Origin of the sequence: Actinomyces oris, assembly GCF_001937665.1 — a bacterium.
GTDB classification, from domain to species: domain Bacteria; phylum Actinomycetota; class Actinomycetes; order Actinomycetales; family Actinomycetaceae; genus Actinomyces; species Actinomyces stomatis.
Genome location: NZ_MSKL01000020.1, coordinates 115,340 through 129,187, shown reverse-complemented (window position 1 = coordinate 129,187; position 13,848 = coordinate 115,340). Strand labels below are relative to the sequence as shown.

At 64.3% G+C, this 13,848-nt stretch carries 17 protein-coding genes; 13 read left to right on the top strand and 4 right to left on the bottom strand.

The window, feature by feature from the left end:
• The 3 genes from BKH28_RS08410 to BKH28_RS08400 all read left to right on the top strand — a co-directional run.
• Window positions 1-1,141: DUF5979 domain-containing protein (locus BKH28_RS08410; protein WP_256695554.1), on the top strand; the 1,141-nt coding region annotated here is incomplete at its 5' end.
• 175 nt (window positions 1,142-1,316) lie between these two features.
• The gene (locus tag BKH28_RS08405; protein WP_075418376.1) at window positions 1,317-1,985 is read left to right on the top strand and encodes an AIM24 family protein; all 669 of its coding nucleotides are present in this window, start codon (window positions 1,317-1,319) and stop codon (window positions 1,983-1,985) included.
• Window positions 1,986-2,138: 153 nt separating this feature from the next.
• Window positions 2,139-2,714, top strand: coding sequence for a hypothetical protein (locus BKH28_RS08400; RefSeq protein ID WP_075418375.1), 576 nt, complete (start codon window positions 2,139-2,141; stop codon window positions 2,712-2,714).
• A 216-nt stretch (window positions 2,715-2,930) separates the two neighbouring features.
• Here BKH28_RS08400 and BKH28_RS13390 read toward each other — a convergent pair whose 3' ends face one another.
• The 4 genes from BKH28_RS13390 to BKH28_RS08390 all read right to left on the bottom strand — a co-directional run bounded on the left by BKH28_RS13390 (window position 2,931) and on the right by BKH28_RS08390 (window position 7,727).
• The gene (locus BKH28_RS13390; protein ID WP_143224107.1) at window positions 2,931-4,019 is read right to left on the bottom strand and encodes a hypothetical protein; all 1,089 of its coding nucleotides are present in this window, start codon (window positions 4,017-4,019) and stop codon (window positions 2,931-2,933) included.
• 142 nt (window positions 4,020-4,161) lie between these two features.
• Window positions 4,162-4,851 (bottom strand): hypothetical protein, encoded by a 690-nt coding sequence (locus tag BKH28_RS13385; protein ID WP_143224106.1) that lies wholly within the window; start codon window positions 4,849-4,851, stop codon window positions 4,162-4,164.
• A 116-nt stretch (window positions 4,852-4,967) separates the two neighbouring features.
• On the bottom strand, window positions 4,968-6,053 hold the full coding sequence (gene ychF, locus BKH28_RS08395; protein ID WP_075418374.1) for a redox-regulated ATPase YchF: 1,086 nt from the start codon (window positions 6,051-6,053) through the stop codon (window positions 4,968-4,970).
• An 81-nt stretch (window positions 6,054-6,134) separates the two neighbouring features.
• Window positions 6,135-7,727 carry an alpha/beta hydrolase gene (locus tag BKH28_RS08390; RefSeq protein ID WP_256695553.1) on the bottom strand — a complete coding sequence of 531 codons (1,593 nt, stop codon included), beginning with the start codon at window positions 7,725-7,727 and terminating at the stop codon, window positions 6,135-6,137.
• 287 nt (window positions 7,728-8,014) lie between these two features.
• Here BKH28_RS08390 and BKH28_RS08385 point away from each other — a divergent pair, with 287 nt between their 5' ends.
• The 10 genes from BKH28_RS08385 (at window position 8,015) to BKH28_RS08345 (ending at window position 13,848) form a co-directional block, all read left to right on the top strand.
• The gene (locus BKH28_RS08385; RefSeq protein ID WP_075418373.1) at window positions 8,015-9,280 is read left to right on the top strand and encodes a DNA recombination protein RmuC; all 1,266 of its coding nucleotides are present in this window, start codon (window positions 8,015-8,017) and stop codon (window positions 9,278-9,280) included.
• 159 nt (window positions 9,281-9,439) lie between these two features.
• Window positions 9,440-9,697, top strand: a complete 258-nt coding sequence (locus BKH28_RS08380; protein ID WP_075418372.1) for a GlsB/YeaQ/YmgE family stress response membrane protein — start codon at window positions 9,440-9,442, stop codon at window positions 9,695-9,697.
• A gap of 288 nt (window positions 9,698-9,985) precedes the next feature.
• Window positions 9,986-10,462, top strand: coding sequence for an Asp23/Gls24 family envelope stress response protein (locus BKH28_RS08375; protein WP_075418371.1), 477 nt, complete (start codon window positions 9,986-9,988; stop codon window positions 10,460-10,462).
• A 32-nt stretch (window positions 10,463-10,494) separates the two neighbouring features.
• Window positions 10,495-10,671, top strand: a complete 177-nt coding sequence (locus BKH28_RS13560) for a hypothetical protein (protein WP_178388850.1) — start codon at window positions 10,495-10,497, stop codon at window positions 10,669-10,671.
• Window positions 10,672-10,673: 2 nt separating this feature from the next.
• Window positions 10,674-11,090 (top strand): hypothetical protein, encoded by a 417-nt coding sequence (locus tag BKH28_RS08370; protein WP_075418370.1) that lies wholly within the window; start codon window positions 10,674-10,676, stop codon window positions 11,088-11,090.
• Window positions 11,087-11,635, top strand: a complete 549-nt coding sequence (locus BKH28_RS08365; RefSeq protein ID WP_075418369.1) for a DUF6286 domain-containing protein — start codon at window positions 11,087-11,089, stop codon at window positions 11,633-11,635. The genes BKH28_RS08370 and BKH28_RS08365 overlap by 4 nt, the downstream gene beginning before the upstream one ends.
• 13 nt (window positions 11,636-11,648) lie before the next feature.
• Window positions 11,649-12,296, top strand: a complete 648-nt coding sequence (locus BKH28_RS08360) for a hypothetical protein (protein ID WP_075418368.1) — start codon at window positions 11,649-11,651, stop codon at window positions 12,294-12,296.
• Complete coding sequence (locus BKH28_RS08355) at window positions 12,286-12,942, top strand: RNA polymerase sigma factor (RefSeq protein WP_143224105.1); 657 nt, start codon at window positions 12,286-12,288, stop codon at window positions 12,940-12,942. The genes BKH28_RS08360 and BKH28_RS08355 overlap by 11 nt, the downstream gene beginning before the upstream one ends.
• Window positions 12,939-13,487, top strand: a complete 549-nt coding sequence (locus BKH28_RS08350) for a hypothetical protein (RefSeq protein WP_075418367.1) — start codon at window positions 12,939-12,941, stop codon at window positions 13,485-13,487. Before BKH28_RS08355 ends, BKH28_RS08350 begins: the two co-directional genes overlap by 4 nt.
• Window positions 13,477-13,848 carry a transcriptional regulator gene (locus BKH28_RS08345; protein WP_075418366.1) on the top strand — a complete coding sequence of 124 codons (372 nt, stop codon included), beginning with the start codon at window positions 13,477-13,479 and terminating at the stop codon, window positions 13,846-13,848. Before BKH28_RS08350 ends, BKH28_RS08345 begins: the two co-directional genes overlap by 11 nt.

Below are 13,848 nucleotides of genomic sequence, written 5' to 3'. Positions count from 1 at the left end.
TGAGACCGCGCATGTGGGCGATGTGCTGACTGGGTCGTGCACGCTCACCGAGAAGGACGCCCCCGTCAAGGCCACGAGCCTGTCAACCACTCTGGCCGTGAACGGCACCCCCGCCCAAGACGGCAAAGCGACCTTCGAGGTCCTCGGCGGAGACAACCCCGCCGTCAACATCTCAGCCACCAACACCTACACCCTCAACCGCAGCACCTTCCAGGTGACGAAGAAGGTGGAGGGCGACGGCGCCGAGACCCACAAGAACGTGGCCTTCACCTTCGGGTACAGCTGCACGTCCGACGTCGAGGGCGAGGTGAAGGGTGAGCTGACGGTTCGTGGAGACGGCACTGCCGTGTCCGGACCCGCGTTGCCGGTCGGGGCGACGTGCTCGGTGTCGGAGAAGACGTCGTCGGCCCAGGTCAACGGCTACGACGTGAAGACTCCTGAGGCGCAGAGCGTGACGATCGCGGACAAGGACGTCGCCCTGTCCTTCACCAACGTCTACGCCCGCCAAACCGGGTCCTTCTCGGTACTCAAGACGGTGACGGGTGCGCAGGCCGGTGGCAAGGAGTTCACCTTCGCCTACACCTGCACCGACGGCACCGAGGGCTCGCTGAAGGCCAAGGCCGACGGCGAGGCGGTCTCCGGGCCGAAGGTTCCCACGGGTACGCAGTGCACCGTCACAGAGGACGCCAAGGCGGCCGCGATCGACGGCTACACCCTGGCGGCCCCGGAGGCCCAGACGGTGACGGTCTCTGAGAAGGACCAGGTAGTCAGCGCCCCCTTCACCAACACCTATACCGCAGTGGCGGCCACGCCCTCGCCGTCGGCTACTCCTGCGCCTTCTGCATCCGGCAAGGCGACGCCGAGTGAGTCGGCGTCAGGTGAGCCGACGCCTGGCGGGTCAGCGACAAACGAGTCGACGCCGAGTGACCCGGCACCGAGTGGATCGGCGTCAAGTGGCCCGACACAGAGCGGGTCGGCATCGAGCGCCCCGACACAGAACGGGTCGGCATCGAGTGCCCCGGCGCAGGACGTCTCCGGATCGCCTCTCGCGCGGACCGGGGCGTATGTGGGAATCCCGCTCGTCCTGGCGCTGGCCGCGATCGCAGGAGGTGTGCTGTTGGCCTACCGCCGCAGGGCCTGAGCCGAGGCGCTGAGAGCTGGCAGCCGCAACGCTGCTGAGTGAGGGGATCCCTACCCGTGCGGGTAGGGATCCCCATTGCGTTGCGATTCCGCGCCCGACGAGTATGGGCGGGTCAGTAGACTGAAGCCGGCAATGCCCCGTATCCGTCCCGCCCCATGAAACAGAGGTACCTTCCATGCGCAGTCCCCTTTTTGAGCAGGCCAACCGTGAGCAGGAGACCGGTCAGCGCTGGACTGTCCAGTCCAGCAAGATGCTTCGTGTGGCCCTGGGCCCGGAGGTGCTGGCGGCGCAGGGCGCGATGGTCGCCTACCAGGGGAACATTGACTTCTCCTACCAGGGGTCGAGGAGCCTGGGCGGCATGATTAAGAAGGCCGCCACCGGGGAGGGCGGCAACCTCATGCGTGTTGCCGGGCAGGGTGAGGTGTTCTTCGCCCGTAGTGCGCAGAACGTGTTCCTGCTCCAGCTGGAGGGTGATGCAATCACGGTGAACACGCCGTCCCTGCTGGCTTTCGACGCGCACCTGGGCTACGACATCAGGATGCTGGGCAATGCCGGGTTCCTTGCAGGCGGGCTGTTCAACCTCGTGGTTCAGGGGCAGGGCGTGGTGGCTGTGTCCTCCGATGGTCCGCCGCTGCTTCTGGACTGCTCGCAGCAGCCGACCTTCGTTGACCCGCAGGCGGCGATCTGCTGGTCGGCGAACCTGCAGCCGCAGATCAAGAGCAGCTTCAAGATGGGCTCCCTCATTGGACGCGGGTCGGGCGAGTCCTTCCAGCTGGCCTTCCACGGCCCGGGCTTCGTCGTAGTCCAGCCCAGCGAAGGCCAGCCGGTCGTGGCATCGTCCTGAGCGAGGCGACGACGGCGGACTGCACGGCTGCCAGCATCCGTGTAATCGAACGACGACCGCGAAGAGCCGTTCGCGGCAGGCGGTGATCGCTTCCCTCATGTCCATGTCTGAAGGCTGAGCAACCACCTCCGTTCTTGTTGAGACACTGACCCCATGACTACTCCCCCGCCGATCCGTGCTCCCAAGCCCACGCCGCTGTCGGGTGAGGAGGTGGTGGCCGGTACGGATGCGACGGTCGTGGATTTCTGGCGCTTCGCTCTGTCCAATCTCCGGATGAACAATGCTCGGGGCTACCTGGCTGAGTTTCTGGTGGCGAAGGCGGTCGGTTCGACTGGGCTGCGAATCGAGTGGGATCCTTACGATGTTCTGGCGCCGGATGGGACCACGATTGAGGTCAAGACCTCCGCTTACCTCCAGGCGTGGGACCAGTACAAGCTCTCAACGATTCAGTTCACGGGGCTTCGCAATCGCATCTGGTCCACAGAGGGTGGGCTGACGCCGACTCCCACCTACAACGCTGACGTGTACGTCTTCGCGATCCAGACAGCCCGCACCCACGAGGAGTACAACCCACTCCTGGCATCCCAGTGGCGTTTCCACGTCCTTCCTAAACGGACGATAGAGGATCTTGGTCAGGACTCCATTGGCCTGACAACCCTGGAGAGGCTTGCAGGCCCACCAATCACGTACAAAGAACTCCCAGAAACGATCAGATCCACAGTCGGGTAGAACAATTGCAGCACTCGTAGGTAAAATTCCGACGTCCACACCCTTAAGATGTCGTGAAGACTCCAACCCACACGCCAGAGGCTTGTCCCCATAGTCAACAACTACGGCGTTATCCACATCGAATTTCTGGCGCGAACCGAGTCCCGCGCCAGACGATACAGCAAACCAACCAGCCAATTAGTATATTCTATCGAATCGACCGAATTCTCAAGCAAGTCACCTAAGGCACTTAGGGGCCTCGCCCTCATGTTTAATGTGATTAAAATTATCGCCACCACCAACTTCACTATCCTCATTTTCTGTAAAAATAGAGTTCACAGAATCTTCATTGCCACCTTTTACATGAAGCACCTTCCAAACATTCCAACACATCCCGATCGCGGACACCACAACAACCGCACCCACATACCAGGCACGAACGGAGGAGGAGTTCAAGTCTAATGTCGAGAATGCTCGGGCTGCAACAAGAGGGAGGTTGTCCCGAATAAAGTCACCAATCTCGGCATCTGACAGCGAATCCATCTGCGCAACAAGAGAAGAATGGTCACGCAAGTATCTTTCACTCAGATTTATACACAAATTAAACGGGTCTACATTGAACCTAAAGGCAAAGATCGCCACCAAAGTGTCAAATAGCAGGACCGGTGCGACACTCGTGTAGAAGACGTTTTCGACTCCTTTTACGACATGACACGACGCCGTACATAACCCCAGCAATAGTCCTATAATACCAAAGGCTGCAGGAAATTTCAATAAAACACTTCCATCAAACATTAATGATGATGAAAATTCATTTTCTGAGCTGCCGAGACTAAACACCAACGGAGCCGTTGCGGCAGACAAAAAACCGATGACTCCAGCAATTCCCACATAGTTGCTCAAATGAAACACAACGGACTTGATGTCGACTCTCCATGCGACTACCTTTGTCATTCGAAGCACGATAAGAAGTGAGAGCACCACCCCCAAGGGAGCTAAAACCGAGGATAAAGAGACAACCGAGAAGAATCCAAGAACCGCCGTCACTACTTCCGTCGTCACGGGATCCACTAACAACGAGTATGGAAGTACCATCAACGCTATAGTGACGACCAACAAGAAGGTTGCTGGATAAATCAACCGAAATGGATTTTTGACTAGTTTATGTAATTTATTTACGTTAACTCCCTCATCCCACCCTTTTGGTGCTATTGAGTTAACAAAGATAGATGATTTGTGAGTTAATCTTTCGAAGATTCTTCCGATTCGCTTCGAAATCACTTTAACTTTCCCGCGAGTCATGATGTCAAAGCGCGCTATCTTCATGTTCTCCTATCGTGATTCTAGTATCAGTCTACATTCACATGAACATTATTCGAGGGGCCCGGTTCAGGTGAGGAGTATGAGGTCGCTCGCGGCGACTCGCAGAACTACGCACAGGGCACCAACAACCGAAGTTGTATTAGTGTTAATTTAGTGAAACCCAAATTGGACTTCCGCAGACTAGAGGTGCTTCATTATTCTGGGATTCGACATAGTGAACATGCATTAGAATATCCCACACACCTTCGAGCCCATGCCCTCTAAGAACTCCATCATTGAAACAGTAACGGATCAATGAACTAACTTTTGAATTTTTGAAATTCGCTTTTTCCTCTCCCCCTACCGAAGCAGTAACGCTGGAAAGTATATTGGAGTATGCTCCATAATCTGAGGGGTACCACGTACTTTTAAGTGCCGCGCTATCTGGGATAGCACCTTGTTTACGAAAATTTCTTCTATCCCCATAGGCGAATACTCGAATATCCTCACTCTCGCACCCAACCCACCAAACTACATTCCGCATCGGATCGTCGTCAGCAATGCCGAAACGCCACATGTTTCCAAACATTGCGTTACTACGAACAAGTAGATACTTGCCAACGACGGGCAGTTCCTGAGTGTATAGTAAATTATTTTTTAACAGGAAATTTCCAACATCAGTAAGACGTTCTCTTTCGTTCTTTCTACTGGATTCCTTGGAACCTCCAGAACCCGCAATGGAAAAGCCGCCACCCTTGGTTTCCGTTGAAAGTCCAAAGTTATCAACTTTTTGCTTTGAATAGTACCAAAGATCTTTATCAATTACTTGAACTTCAATGGGGGAAAATTGACTCACGTAAGACCTTCCGCTCTATGGCTTGCCGAAAGTAACTTTAATTTAATTTTCCGAAGCGCAGTAAAAAAATTGAATCAATTTACACTTCACCATCATCCTTCAAGAAGACCTGCTCCTTAAATATTAAATCTAAACTCCACGACGTCTCCATCACTCATGACGTAGTCCTTTCCTTCCATGCGCACTCGGCCGTGAGCGCGGGCTTCGGCAACGCTGCCGTACTGGACCAGGTCATCATAACTCACGATCTCCGCCTTAATAAAGCCCCGTTCAAAATCAGTGTGGATGACGCCCGCCGCTTGGGGCGCCGTCGCGCCCTTGCGGATCGTCCACGCCCGGGACTCCTTCTCCCCTGCCGTCAAATACGTCTGCAGCCCCAGGGTGTCGAATCCGACCCGGGCCAGCTTGTCCAGGCCGGACTCCTCCTGCCCGTTCTCGTGCAGCATCTCCGCCGCCTCCTCGGGCTCCAGCTCGACCAGCTCGGCCTCGAACTGGGCATCCAGGAAGATCGCCTCCGCCGGCGCCACCAGCTCACGCAGCTCGGCCTGGCGGGCCTCGTCGCTCATCCCGGCATCGTCCATGTTGAACACGTAGATGAAGGGCTTGGTGGTCATGAGCTGGAAGGTCTTGAGCACCTCCGCGTCGATGCCGGCGGCCTCCGCCCCGGCGGACAGCAGCGTCCCCTCCTCCAGGACTTTGAGGGCCGCCTGCGCCGTCTCCAGCACCACGGGCTCCGTCTTCTTGCCCCGCACCTCCTTCTCCAGGCGCGGGATCGCCTTCTCCAGGGTCTGCATGTCCGCCAGCACCAGCTCGGTGCTGATCGTCTCGATATCCCCGGCCGGCTCCACCTTGCCGTCCACGTGGACCACGTCCGGGTCCTCGAAGGCGCGCGTCACCATGCAGATGGCGTCCGCCTCGCGGATGTTGGCCAGGAACTGGTTGCCCAGCCCCTCTCCCTCGCTGGCACCGCGCACGATCCCGGCGATATCCACGAAGGAGACCGTCGCCGGGACCACCCTCGCGGAGTGGAACAGCTCGGCGAGCTTGTCCAGGCGCGCATCCGGCAGGGGCACAACCCCCACGTTCGGCTCAATAGTCGCGAACGGGTAGTTGGCGGCCAGGACGGTCGCGCGGGTCAGAGCATTGAACAGGGTGGACTTGCCGACGTTGGGCAGTCCGACGATTCCGATGGTAAGTGCCACACAGGAGAGTTTAGACGGCCCCTCCGACACCGTGCGCCCCGACGGCGTCCCCCGGCCGGGACACGCCGTCGGGAGCCCCGCTCACTTCCCGGCGTTCTCGCTCACTCGGACCGAAGCCCGCAGATCACGCCACGAGGTGTAGAAGCCACCACTGGCATTGGCCCCGATCCCCGCCGTCACCGCGACCAGGCCCGCCGCCACCATGATGACCACGACGCGCCCCAGGATCGCACCGGACAGCCGCGCCACTGACGGCTTGCCGCCGTCGCGCCCTCGGCCCCAGCGGGGCGACCAGAACATGACAACTCCGAGCGCCCCCAGCGAGGCGACCACAGCCACGATGATCGTGCCCAGACCGTTGATCTCGAAGGGCTTGGCGCGCACGGGCGAGACGGAGCCCACCACGCGCTGATCCTTGGGCGTCTCCGACAGGGGCTTCACGCCGGCAGCCGTGGCCTTGGCCCACACATCGCCCTGAGGCGCCGGAACACCGGCCGCCTTAAACACCGCCGGGTCCGAGCCCCACCACGTCAGCAGCGACGGGAAGTAGCCGTTCCACAGGACCCAGGAGTGCCCGCCGGAGGCCGGGGTATCAACCGTCAACGAGTCCGGTTTGCGCACCGCGTCGTCCATGAGCCAGGCGGCCCGGGCCGCACCGGAGGAGTCGTCCTGTGCCCCCAGGACGTAGAAGCGCATGCCGTCGGGCTTGCGCGCACCCAGCATGGTGGACAGACCGTTCTGCGCCTGGAGCTTCTTACCGCTGTGCGCCAGCGAGCCCTCACCGGGAAGGTCGTAGGAGGACATGACCCCCACCGCGCCGAAGCGCTGTGGGACGTCGTAGGCGGTCCGGGCCGCGCAGTAGGCGCCCGCCGAGATCCCCATGATCATCCAGCCGTCCCGCTGGTTGGTGACGTTGGGGAAGGTCGCCTGGATCATGCGGGGAATCTCCTCCGCGGTCCAGGTCCCCACAGCCGGGCGGCCGGCGATGTTGACGCAGTCGGGCTGGCCGCCGTCCACGTTGAGCGAGGGGAACACCAGGATCGACGGCGGGATGCGGCCGGCGTCGATCGCCTCCTGGAGCCGCTGGGGTGAGGCAATGCCCGTCACCAGGGACTGCGGGTCGCCGACCCAGCCGTGAAGGCCCACGAGGACGTTGTAGGTGCGGCCATCGTCAGGCCGGTAGCCCGCCGGCAGGACGACACGCACCGGCAGGGTGATGCCGCTGACCGGACCGGTCCAGGTGGCCTCCTGCGAGCCGTCGCCGACGTCGTGGAAGGATGCCTTCCAGGCCGAGGCCGGGGCGGCGTCGTAGGCGGAGTCCTTCGGCAGGGGCGCGATGCGCGAAGTGACCTGGGTGCGAGGGGCAACGGCTGTCACGACGTCGCCCAGGGTGCGCACGTAGTGCATGGGCCGGTTGACGACCAGGCCCCCGAGCGCGATGACGAGCACCACCGGCACACTCACCAGGACGGTGCGCGCCGTGTAGCGGCCGACGGCGCGCAGCACCGTGCGCAGTGCGGGGCGGGCGGGGCCGTCCACGGTGCTGCCGCGCGTGGTGGCGGGAACAGTTCGTGGCAGGAGGACCGCGGCGACAATGGTGGTCAGGAGGGCGAGGACCAGCACGACCGCGATCGTTCGGAGGCTGGTCAGCTGGATGCTGCGCAAGAGGCTCACGTCCGATAAGCATGGCACCACCTGCGCGAATTCCCATACTCCTGGGGAAGTAGAAGGACAGTGCTCTTGGTCTCCTCGCACCCTCCGCGTGGAGGGGCGGGCGGGACGCAGGACTGTTGACCCAGCTCCGAACGGCCGGTTGACGCACGCCTGAGAGAAACATGCCCGACGACGCCGGAGCGGACCGATCCTGCGGGCCGAGTCCGGGGCGGCGATCTGCGGCCGCGTGACGCCGTGGTGCTTAAGGGCGCGGAATAGATGTCACACCATGGGGGCACCATCGGTTCATGAGCTCCTCAGCGGTCCTTCTTCCCATCCTGCTGCTCCTCGTCGGCCTGGCGATCGGGGTGGTAGTCGGCTACCTCGGCGCGCTCGCCCGGCGCACCACCGCGCACCAGTCGGAGGGTGAGCAGGTGGCGGAGCTGCGGGCGCAGGCCGCCCAGTGGCAGGCCCGGGCCGAGGAGCTGTCCTCACGCACCCAGGTGGCCGAGGAGCGCGCCGAGCGGGACGGCTCCGTGCTGCGGGCACTCGCGCCCGTACGCAGCCAGCTGGAGCAGGTCGGGGCCCGGGTGGAGTCCTTGGAGAAGCAGCGGGCGGAGCAGCACGCGGCCCTGGCCGAGCAGCTGCGGGACACCGCCCTGCGCGAGCAGGACCTGGCCCGATCCACGGCCTCCCTGGAGGGGGCGCTGCGCTCACGCTCGGCGCGCGGCATGTGGGGTGAGGTTGAGCTGGCCCGGGTCCTGGAGGCCTCCGGGATGATGCGGCACGTGGACTTCTCCGAGCAGCGCACCATAGGGGCGCTCGTCCAGCGGCGCGGCGGCCTGGCGGGCTCAGCGGGCTCAGCCGCCGGTGAGGAGGGGGCTGCCGGCCGTTCCCGGCCCGACGTCGTCGTCCACCTGCCCGGGGACGGCTACCTCGCCGTGGACGCCAAGGCGCCCATGGACTCCTACCTGGCGGCCACCGCCGTCCGGGGTGCGGGCCCCGAGGACGAGGAGCGGCGCAGGGAGCTCCTGGACGCTCACGCCAGGGCGCTGCGCGGGCACGTCGACCAGCTCGCCGCGCGCCGCTACGACCGGGCACTGGGGGACTCCCCCGAGCTCGTGGTCCTCTTCGTCCCGGCGGAGGCAGTGCTCTCGGCCGCCCTGGAGGCGGACCCAGCGCTCCTGGAGCACGCGCTGGGGCGGGGCGTTGCCCTGGCCTCCCCCGTGTCGCTGCTGACCCTGCTGCGCACCTGCGCCACGGCCTGGGCCCGCACCGCCGTCAACGATGACGCCCGCGAGCTCCTGGAGCTCGGCCGTACCCTCTACGAGCGGCTGGGGACCGTCGCCGGCCACCTCGACGCGCTGGGCGGGGCACTGCGGCGCAGCGTCACCGCCTACAACAAGGCGGTCGGCTCCATGGAGAACCGTCTCCTGGTGACCGCCCGATCCCTGGAGACCCTCGGGGACCAGGTGAGCTCCCCTGCGCCCATCAGCGCAGACGCCGCCCAGGTGCGCACCTTCACCGCACCCGAGCTCACCGCCGACAGGCAGACCGGGCTCACCGAGATGTAACGCATGCCACGTTCCTGGCCCGTGATGACTGACGCTTCCATGGCGTCTATCAGGGAGCGTTGCCTCCTGTCTCATGACTGGCTGACACGCTGCCAGAACATTTCAACGTCCGGTTGGAGAACATCTCCGCCTCATCGGACCTTCTCGGAGGAAGACACCATGCTGTCATTCATCGGAATGATCTTCGCCGGCGCCGTGCTCGGCGCCCTCGCCCGACTCGTCATGCGCGGCGAGCAGAACATCTCGATCCTGTGGACCATCGTGCTGGGCGCCGTGGGCGCACTCGTCGGAGGCGCAGTCGCCAGCCTCTTCGGTGTCGCTGACACCAACGGGATCGACTGGATCCGCTGGGCCCTGTCCCTCATCGCCGCCATCGTCGCGATCTCCGCCTACCTGGCCATCACCGGCCGCAAGTAGCCGCCCAGCGCCCTGAAGCGGGTTCCGTGGAGGCACACACCGCCTCCACGGAACCCGTTTCACCTTTTTGTGACGCAAGCCATGGAGTGGGGCCGTGAGGATTCCCCGGCCGGCGGCGTCCTTCTTTCAGCGCGGCAATCATGACGGGCAGCAAAACAGTCAGTCACATCGGCCGGCCACATGAGCCGGCCACGGCATCCACCGAGGCGCCTTGACGGACCAACTGCTGGGCCGCGCACTACGACATCCCGTCGCCATCCATCTCACGGATTAACGAAAGAGACTCCAATGAGCAACAACGCCATCCCTCAGACCGGCCAGCAGCGCGAGCGCAACGAGCAGGCCGAGGAGGACAAGACCCCCCGCGGTCCCCTCCAGACCTCGCACGGCGTGACCACCATCGACGAGAACGTCGTCGCCAAGATCGCCGGCATGGCCGCTCGTGAGGTTCCCGGCGTCTACGACATGGGCAACGCCGTGCGCCGCGCCTTCAGCGCGGTGACCGACCGCATCCCCAACGCCCAGACCAACGTCGCCGGCGGCATCAGCGTCCAGAAGGGCGAGACCCAGGCCGCCATCGAGGTCACCGTGGTGGTCGAGTACGGCGTCTCCATCGTCGAGGTCTCCGACGCCATCCGCCGCAACATCATCGAGCAGATCGAGGGCACCACCGGCCTGGAGGTCGTCGAGGTCAACATCAACGTCACCGACGTCCACCTGCCCGATGACGACTCCGACAACTCCGAGGCCGCCGACCTCAAGTGACCCGTCCCAACGCCTTGATCTGAGGAGCTCTCATGAAGACAACGTACCTGGCCCTCCTGGTGGGCCTGTTCCTTGGAACCATCCTCGCCTTCGGCTCCTTCGCCGACTTCGTCCTGGTGGCCCTGTGCGGCCTGGCCGGATTGGCGGTGGGCCTCTACCTGGAGGGCCGGGTCGATGTCCAAAGCATCCTGGATCGGCGAAGGAAGTGACGATGGCGACCGCGACCCAGCCCGCAATCACGCAGCCGGGACCCACCCGGGACGAGGAACCCTCCTGGGAGCAGCGCGGCACCACCACCATTCCGGCCCGAGTCGTCGCCCAGATCGCCGCCCAGGCCGCCTATGAGACCGGCAATGTCGGCTCCAACGCCGGAGGACTCCTGGGAATCGGCGCCCGCCGCAACTTCGCCTCCCGACCTGAGGCCCAGTGCGAGCTCTACGGGCGGGTCGCCGTCCTCCACCTGGACCTCGGCCTGGTCTTTCCCGCACCACTGTCCTCCACCATCGAGGACCTGCGCGCACACGTGCGCAGCCGCGTCGAGCACCTCACCGGGCTGAGCGTCGGCAAGATCACCATTGAGATCTCCTGGCTCAATCCGAGCAGCCACGTCAGGAAGAGCCTGAAATGAGAACACCCGTCCCGAAACTCATTCGTCGCCCGTCCCGCAGCGCACCCAGCGTCGGCCTGGCACTGCTGCTGCTCGCGGCCGGAGGCCTGGGGACCTGGCTGACAGGACACCGGATCGTCACCGGCACCTGGCCGGACCGGACCGTCACCACGATCGGCGCCATCGGATCCGCCACCTTCGGATCCGCTCCAGTGCTCGCAGTCGCTGGGATCGCCGCCGCCTGCGGCATGGCCTTGATCCTCACGGCCCTGTGGCCGGGGCTCCCCGAGCGCGTCGAGATCCTCCCCGACGACATCCCCGGCCAGACCGCGGTGAGGCGCCGCGACCTCGCCAACCTGGTGAGGACCCAGGTCGAGCAGATCGGCGGCGTCCACTCCGTCGCCGTCACCACCCGTCGCTCACGGGTCGACGTCGTCGTCCTCAGCGTCCTGGACGACCTCGACCCGGTGCATGAAGCCGCCCGCAAGAAGGCCGAAGAGGCCCTGCAGACGCTCCAGCCCGTGGGCGTCACACGCAGCCGCGTGCGGATCAGGCGCACGAGCTGAAGGAGATACAACCATGCGTTCAGTTTCTGGTGTCCTCAACAGGACGGTCCTGGCCGGCTGCGGACTTCTCATCGCGGCGGCGTCATCCTGGCTCCTGACCTCCGGCCTGGGTGCCGGTCGGTCCTGGCCCGACGCCGCCCCGTACCTGGCCACAGCGCAGGACCGAGTGGACGGCCTCATGGCGCCCCAGACGCACTGGCTCCTGCCGACGGCCGCGCTGGTGTCAGTGCTCGCCGTCATCGCCGGCCTGGCCCTGCTCGCCATGCAGGTCCCCCGCAAGGCGGCCGCCTCTCCCCTGAGGCTCAGCGACTCCGAGGGCGTCCTGCTGGCCACCGTCGCCCCCGATGTCCTGTCGCAGGCCCTGTCCGAGCGGGCGCAGGACGTCCCCGGGGTGGAGCGGTGCACCGTGTGGGTCACCGGTTCCCCGAGCAGTCTGTGGGTCCAGGCGGACACCACCGTGTCCCAGGACTGCGAGGTCGAGTGGGCCGTGGCCGAGCTCAGGCGCCGACTCGAGGACGACGTGACCACGTCCCTGGGCACGAGCCCCAGGCAGGTCGACGTCCTGGTGCGCCTGGAGCGCTCCTCGAGCTCGCGCAACGTCTCGCAGACCGTCACAGGGCAGCACTCGCCCGCGATCACCGGGAATGGCGATGACGCATGAGATACAGGACGAGGCAGTGCCGGCACCTCGCCCGCGTCCACACCAAGCCGCACAACCGAGTGCCTCGTCCGCCACGCCCCACGACAAGGACCGCTACCTGGTCCTGCGCGCCCAGGACGGGGACATCAACGCCTTCGAACAGCTCGTCGAGCGCTATCAGGGGCGCCTGTTCCGCACCGCCTACATGATCGTGCGGAACCGTCACGACAGTGAGGACATCGTCCAGGAGACCCTCATCCAGGCCTGGCGCAGTCTTCACCTGGTCAGGGAGCCTGCCGCCTTTCGGGGCTGGCTCATGCGGATCTGCACCAACAAGGCCACCAGCATGACGCGCAAGCGTCAGCGCCGGGCCACCGACCCCTACGACGCCGAGAGCCTCGAGACCGCGAGCGCCACGGCGGAGACGACGTCGAGCAGCACCGCTGATCCGGCCGAGTCCAGCGAGGTCAACGCCCAGATCGAGGCGCTGGCCGATCTGCTGGCCTCCGTGCGGCCCGAGCTGCGCATCGTCTGGGTGCTCCGAGAGGTCGACGACATGTCCTACGAGGAGATCGCCCAGGCCCTGAACCTCACCGAGTCCACCGTCCGCGGGAGGCTGGCACGCGCCCGATCTCTCGTCATGCGCCAGATGAAGGAGTGGGCATGAGCACCGTCAACCAGCTCTCACACAGCGTTCGACGCTCGACGGCGTCGGCCAGGTCGTTCGTCCGGTCCCATGAGCAGGACGACGAGGACACGCGGGAGTACCTGCGTCTGATCGCCTCCCTGCATGAGGAGTGGGACCAGCTGGAGTCTCAGGCGAGCGCCTCGGTGATGCCGCAGCGCCACCTGATGGACGCCATCATCGCCGAGACCCGTCACGGCGCCCAGGTGGAGATGCCCGCGACCGATCTGGGCCCCTACAGCATGTCCGAGTTCTCGCTGCGGGCACTGATCCGACGCACCGTGGACCGTGTGCCCGGCGCGCGCGCCCTGCGGTCCTCATTCGAGCACGCTCCCTCCGGTGAGGACCACCGCGGCCTGGGGGTCCCGGAGACCATCTTCTGCCGGATCTCCGCCCACGTCAGCGTGGGCAGCCTGCCGCAGCTCGCCCAGCGGGTCCGCGACGCCGTTAGAGCAGCCTGCCGTGAGAACCTAGGGGTGTCCCCGACCGTCAACGTCCACATCGAGGATCTCCACGATGACGACTAGCCTCTCAGCGGCCGAGCTGGCCCACCTGGTCACTGCTGTCCCCGGCGTACGAGGAATCGAGCCGGGGATAGGCAGCACGTTGAGGGCGATCGGCAGCCACATGCGGCAGCAGGATCCTCAGCAGGCCCGCTTCGGAGTGGTCGTCGAGGCGGGATCGCGCAGGGCCGTCATCGAGATCGGCATCGACGGCTCCAGGCCCGTGAAGGACATCGTGCGCGACGTCCAGGAGACCATCATCCGCTCCCTGTCGGAGGAGGCCGACCGTGACGACGCCTCCGAGACACGGGAGGACTCCGGCTCCTCCGGCCTCGGGGACCGGAACGCACCCCAGGTCACGGTGCGGGTCCAGTCCCTGCTGTAG

Coding starts and splice junctions, on each gene's coding strand:
- BKH28_RS08405 (WP_075418376.1), top strand. CDS start 1,317: ATGCGCAGTCCCCTTTTTGAGCAGGCCAACCGTGAGCAGGAGACCGGT.
- BKH28_RS08400 (WP_075418375.1), top strand. CDS start 2,139: ATGACTACTCCCCCGCCGATCCGTGCTCCCAAGCCCACGCCGCTGTCG.
- BKH28_RS13390 (WP_143224107.1), bottom strand. CDS start 4,019: ATGAAGATAGCGCGCTTTGACATCATGACTCGCGGGAAAGTTAAAGTG.
- BKH28_RS08385 (WP_075418373.1), top strand. CDS start 8,015: ATGAGCTCCTCAGCGGTCCTTCTTCCCATCCTGCTGCTCCTCGTCGGC.
- BKH28_RS08380 (WP_075418372.1), top strand. CDS start 9,440: ATGCTGTCATTCATCGGAATGATCTTCGCCGGCGCCGTGCTCGGCGCC.
- BKH28_RS08375 (WP_075418371.1), top strand. CDS start 9,986: ATGAGCAACAACGCCATCCCTCAGACCGGCCAGCAGCGCGAGCGCAAC.
- BKH28_RS13560 (WP_178388850.1), top strand. CDS start 10,495: ATGAAGACAACGTACCTGGCCCTCCTGGTGGGCCTGTTCCTTGGAACC.
- BKH28_RS08370 (WP_075418370.1), top strand. CDS start 10,674: ATGGCGACCGCGACCCAGCCCGCAATCACGCAGCCGGGACCCACCCGG.
- BKH28_RS08365 (WP_075418369.1), top strand. CDS start 11,087: ATGAGAACACCCGTCCCGAAACTCATTCGTCGCCCGTCCCGCAGCGCA.
- BKH28_RS08360 (WP_075418368.1), top strand. CDS start 11,649: ATGCGTTCAGTTTCTGGTGTCCTCAACAGGACGGTCCTGGCCGGCTGC.
- BKH28_RS08355 (WP_143224105.1), top strand. CDS start 12,286: ATGACGCATGAGATACAGGACGAGGCAGTGCCGGCACCTCGCCCGCGT.
- BKH28_RS08350 (WP_075418367.1), top strand. CDS start 12,939: ATGAGCACCGTCAACCAGCTCTCACACAGCGTTCGACGCTCGACGGCG.
- BKH28_RS08345 (WP_075418366.1), top strand. CDS start 13,477: ATGACGACTAGCCTCTCAGCGGCCGAGCTGGCCCACCTGGTCACTGCT.